Genomic DNA, 4,720 nt, shown 5'->3' with positions numbered 1-4,720 from the left:
CTCATATTTCCTATTTTATCTCTTTGAATCCAATTTTGCAAAATTGATTTCCGTGTTCCGGGGGTGCCCGTTTCCGCATTTTATCAGGAGAAGGGGGGCGGGTTATACGCCTGACTTCTACCGCGGCCCCTGTGTAAAATCTCCGGCACGTCCTTTTCCGGTTCCCCATGAAACGCCTCTTGAAATTCGGGTATACTGACATTTGCTATTTTCAGCCAACTGGGGTATAATCGGAAGGGCAACAAATCTGCCGTACACCGGCGGAGCATATAAGGAGCGATCTTCCGTGAATTTCGAGGACTATCTGCATTCTCTGCAAAACAGGACCGTGGCCGTCATCGGCATCGGGATCTCCAACCGGCCCCTCATTGACCTGCTGCTGTCCCATGGCGTGGCGGTCACCGCCTGCGACAAAAAGGACCGGGCCGCCCTGGGCCCTCTGGCGGAGGAGCTGGAGGAACGGGGCTGCCGCCTCCGGCTGGGGCCGGACTACCTGAAGGACCTCAGGGAGGATGTCATCTTCCGCACGCCGGGGATGCGCCCGGACCTGCCGGAGCTCACCGCCGCTGTGGAACGGGGCGGCGTGCTGACCAGCGAGATGGAGGTTTTCTTCCGCGTCTGCCCCTGTCCCATCATCGCCGTCACCGGCAGCGACGGGAAAACCACCACCACCACCATCATCGCGGAGCTGCTGCGGGCGGCGGGGCGGACCGTCCACCTGGGGGGGAACATTGGCCGTCCGCTGCTGGCGGACACACCCTCTATGAAACCAACCGACCTGGCGGTGCTGGAGCTCAGCTCCTTCCAGCTGCTGACCATGAACCGCAGTCCGCGGATTGCCGTCGTCACCAATCTGACCCCCAATCATCTGGACGTCCACAGGGACTATGAGGAGTATATTGCCGCAAAGGAAAATATCTTTACACATCAGGATTCAAACGGGATTGTCGTGCTGAACGCCGACAATGAGGTCACACGGGGCTTTGCGGAAGGGGCCCGGGGCTCCGTCCGTCTGTTCAGCCGCCGGGAGGCCGTGGAGCGGGGGACGTACCTTGGCCCGGATGACTCCGGAGGGGGGCAAGCCATTTGGCTTGCCAGCGAAGGGGGACACCGTCATGTGTTGTCACTGGCGGACATCAAGCTCCCCGGCATCCACAATGTGGAAAACTACATGGCGGCCATCGCGGCGGTGGACGGTCTCGTTCCCGACGGGGTCATCCGCGAATTCGCCAGGAATTTCGGCGGCGTGGAGCACCGCATCGAGCTGGTGCGGGAGCTGGACGGCGTGCGCTGGTACAACGATTCCATCGCCTCCAGCCCCAGCCGGACCATTGCCGGATTGAAGGCTTTCCCGGAAAAGGTCATTCTCATTGCCGGAGGCAAGGACAAGGGCATTTCCTACGACAGCCTGGGCCCGGTTGTCAACGATCATGTAAAGCTGCTGATTCTCTGCGGGGCCACCGCCGGAGTCATCCAGGCGTCGGTGGAGAGCGCGGAAAACTACGCCGGACTGGAAATCGTGGATGTGGAGGACTACCATCAGGCGGCCGGTCTTGCCAGAAGCCGGGCACAGGCGGGGGATGTGGTCATCCTGTCCCCGGCCAGCACCTCCTTTGACCGTTTCTCCAACTTTATGGAGCGGGGCCGGGTCTTCAAGGAAATCGTCCGTCAGCTGTCCTGATAAAACGGGAAAATAAGGGCAGGCCCTTTCTGCATAGGATAGCGGAGAGGTGATGCCGATATGATGCCCCTGGGCTTTTTATATTACCGCAGGCACACAGCCCGCCGGGCGCTGGCGCGGGTGCTGCTTTTGGCCGCCGTGGTCCTGGCGCTGACCATGCTCTTCCTCGCCACCACCCAGATGCAGCCGCTGCTGGAGAGTCTGGCTACCACCCGGGTCTCCAACACGGTGAACCGCATCGTCTCCGAGGCGGTGGACGAGGCCATTGAAACGGGGAATATTACCTACGGCGACCTGATCAGCTTCGAGAAGGACAACGAAGGGAAAATCAGCGCCATCTACAGCAACATGGCGGCGTTCAACCGGCTGCAATCCAGGATACTGGATATCATTCTGGCCCGCATCGACCAGGTGCCGGCCCGTGAGCTGTCGATTCCCGTGGGCAGTCTCACCGGCTCGGTGCTGCTGGCGGGCCGGGGGCCCAGCATCTCCGTGCGGATGGAGTCGGTGGGCTCCTCCTCGGCCTGGTTCGAGAACGAATTCACCTCGGCGGGCATCAACCAGACAAAGCATCAGATCGTACTGAATATTGACGTGGCCGTGAGCATCCTCCTGCCGGGATTTTCCACCGCCACGGTGGTTTCCAATGCCGTTACGGTGGCGGAAACTGTGATTGTGGGTTCCGTGCCGGACACCTACACCTATTTCAGCACCGCGCCGGACACCTATGAGAGCGACGCGAAGGACTATATCATCAACTGACAGGGAGGATGTCATGGACTACCGTGAGGAAATCAGACAGCTGCGGGAGACCTTGAACGAGTATGGCTACCGCTATTATGTATTAGACGCCCCCATCATCAGCGACCGGGAATATGACCTGCTGAACCGCCGGCTGGAGGAGCTGGAGGCCCGGCACCCCGAGGAGGTTACGCCGGACTCTCCCACCCAGCGCATCGGCGGGAAGATTCTGGAGGGCTTCGTCCCCTATGCCCACGAGGTGCCCCTGGAGAGCCTCCAGGATGTTTTCAACGCCGAAGAGGTGGCGGAGTTCTGCCAGCGGGTGGACGAGGCCCTGGGGGAGGGGACGCCTTACTCCATAGAGCCCAAGGTGGATGGCTTGTCGGTGGCCCTGGAATACCGGGACGGACTCTTTGTTCGGGGCGCCACCCGGGGAGACGGCCGGACCGGCGAGGACGTGACGGAGAATCTGAAAACCATTCGCTCCATTCCCATGCGTCTGCCGGACCGGCTGCCCCGGCTGATTGTCCGGGGAGAGGTCTATATGTCACGGGCGGTTTTTGAGGAGCTGAACGTTCAGAGGGAGGTTGAGGGCAAGCCCCTGCTGGCCAACCCCCGAAACGCCGCCGCCGGGTCCCTCCGGCAGCTGGACCCGAAGATCTGCGCGGAACGGAAGCTGGACATCCAGGTATTCAACATGCAGCTGGCGGAGGGCCTGAGCCCTGTTTCCCATGGGGAGACACTTGCGTATCTGGCCTCTCAGCGCTTCCGGGTGATTCCCCACAAAATTCTGTCAGGCGTCTCCGCCTGTCAGGCTGAAATCGCCCGCATCAACGACCAGCGGATGGATTACCCCTTTGACATCGACGGTGCGGTTGTAAAGGTAAATTCCTTGTCTGACCGTGAAAAACTGGGCAGTACAGCCAAATTCCCAAAGTGGGCGGTGGCCTATAAGTACCCGCCGGAGAAGAAACCGGCCCAGGTTTTGGACATTGTGATTCAGGTGGGCCGCACCGGGGTGCTGACGCCCAAGGCGGTGCTGACCCCTGTCCGCCTGGCAGGGACCACAGTTACCAACGCCACGCTTCACAACCAGGACTTCATCACGGAAAAGGACATCCGCATCGGCGACACCGTGGTGGTCCAGAAGGCGGGGGAGATCATCCCCGAAATTGTGGAGGTGGACCGTTCCCGCAGGCCGGAGGGGACCGTGCCCTATGTTCTGCCGGAGGTCTGCCCGGTCTGCGGCGCGCCGGTCCGGCGGGACGAGGACGGGGCCGCCGTCCGCTGCACCGGGGCGGAGTGCTCCGCGCAGCTGCTGCGGAACCTGACCCACTTCGCCAGCCGGAACGCCATGGACATTGACGGCTGCGGCCCTGCCGTGGTTCAGCAGCTGGTTGACAGCGGCATGGTCTCCACAGCTGCGGATTTGTACAGGCTCCAGGCCCCGGAGGTTGCCCGGCTGGAGCACATGGGAGAGAAGTCCGCGGAAAATCTGCTCCGCGCCATTGAGAAATCCAAGAGCAACGATCTCTCGCGGCTGATTTTCGGCCTGGGCATCCGGCAGGTAGGGGAGAAGGCGGCCAAGGTCCTGGCCGTGCATTTCCGCACAATGGACGCCCTGTGCGCCGCCACGGCGGAGGAGCTGACGGAAATCAACGATGTGGGAGCTGTGACGGCCCAGTGCGTAGTGGATTATCTGGGCTCCGCTCAGGCCAGGGACCTGATTGACCGACTGAGAGACGCGGGCGTCAACATGGAGAGCACCGCGCAGCTGGTGGACGAGCGCTTTGCCGGCATGACCTTCGTCCTTACGGGGACGCTGTCCCGCTTTGAACGGAAGGCCGCCCAGGCCCTCATCGAGGAGCGGGGCGGCAAGGCGGCGGGCTCCGTCTCGAAACGCACCACCTATGTGGTGGCGGGGGAGGCCGCCGGCAGTAAGCTGAAAAAGGCCCAGGAGCTGAACATTCCCATTCTGACGGAGGATGAATTCGCGAAGCTGCTGGAATGAGCGTCGTGAGCAGAACAGCAGTCAGGCGGCGGCAGAGATGCCGCCGCCTGAACCATTATTTGTCGAAGGAGGGATTCATATAGTAGACGTTTTTCTCATTCATCTTATCTCTGGCAAGCCGCAGGCCCTCGCCAAAGCGCTGGAAGTGCACGACCTCCCGCGCCCGCAGGAACTTGATGACGTCGTTGACGTCCGGGTCGTCGGACAGGCGGAGGATGTTGTCGTAGGTGACGCGGGCCTTCTGCTCTGGTGCAATCACGAAAGTGCAACCTGTGGCTAAAAGTTCC

Annotated in this window: 5 protein-coding genes; 4 read left to right on the top strand and 1 reads right to left on the bottom strand. The window is 61.4% G+C overall.

Annotation, left to right across the window (positions count from 1 at the left end; all coding sequences use genetic code 11):
• From Q0063_RS14305 to ligA, 4 genes are all read left to right on the top strand, one after another.
• Positions 1 to 199, top strand: a 199-nt coding sequence (locus Q0063_RS14305; RefSeq protein WP_297872633.1) for a hypothetical protein, incomplete at its 5' end; no start/stop codon positions are given.
• 87 nt (positions 200 to 286) lie between these two features.
• On the top strand, positions 287 to 1,681 hold the full coding sequence (gene murD / locus Q0063_RS14300; protein ID WP_297872632.1) for a UDP-N-acetylmuramoyl-L-alanine--D-glutamate ligase: 1,395 nt from the start codon (positions 287 to 289) through the stop codon (positions 1,679 to 1,681).
• A 60-nt stretch (positions 1,682 to 1,741) separates the two neighbouring features.
• Positions 1,742 to 2,443 (top strand): sporulation protein YunB, encoded by a 702-nt coding sequence (yunB, locus tag Q0063_RS14295; RefSeq protein ID WP_297872631.1) that lies wholly within the window; start codon positions 1,742 to 1,744, stop codon positions 2,441 to 2,443.
• A 13-nt stretch (positions 2,444 to 2,456) separates the two neighbouring features.
• Complete coding sequence (ligA, locus tag Q0063_RS14290; RefSeq protein WP_297872630.1) at positions 2,457 to 4,433, top strand: NAD-dependent DNA ligase LigA; 1,977 nt, start codon at positions 2,457 to 2,459, stop codon at positions 4,431 to 4,433.
• A gap of 55 nt (positions 4,434 to 4,488) precedes the next feature.
• On the opposite strand, the gene Q0063_RS14285 is transcribed toward ligA, so the two are convergent.
• On the bottom strand, positions 4,489 to 4,720 hold a 232-nt coding region (locus Q0063_RS14285; RefSeq protein ID WP_297872629.1), incomplete at its 5' end, for a manganese catalase family protein.

It is taken from the genome of uncultured Oscillibacter sp., from assembly GCF_947654275.1.
Classification (GTDB): Bacteria; Bacillota; Clostridia; order Oscillospirales; family Oscillospiraceae; genus Oscillibacter.
The sequence above is the reverse complement of the archived record's forward strand: the minus strand, read 5'-3'. Positions and strand labels throughout refer to the sequence as shown.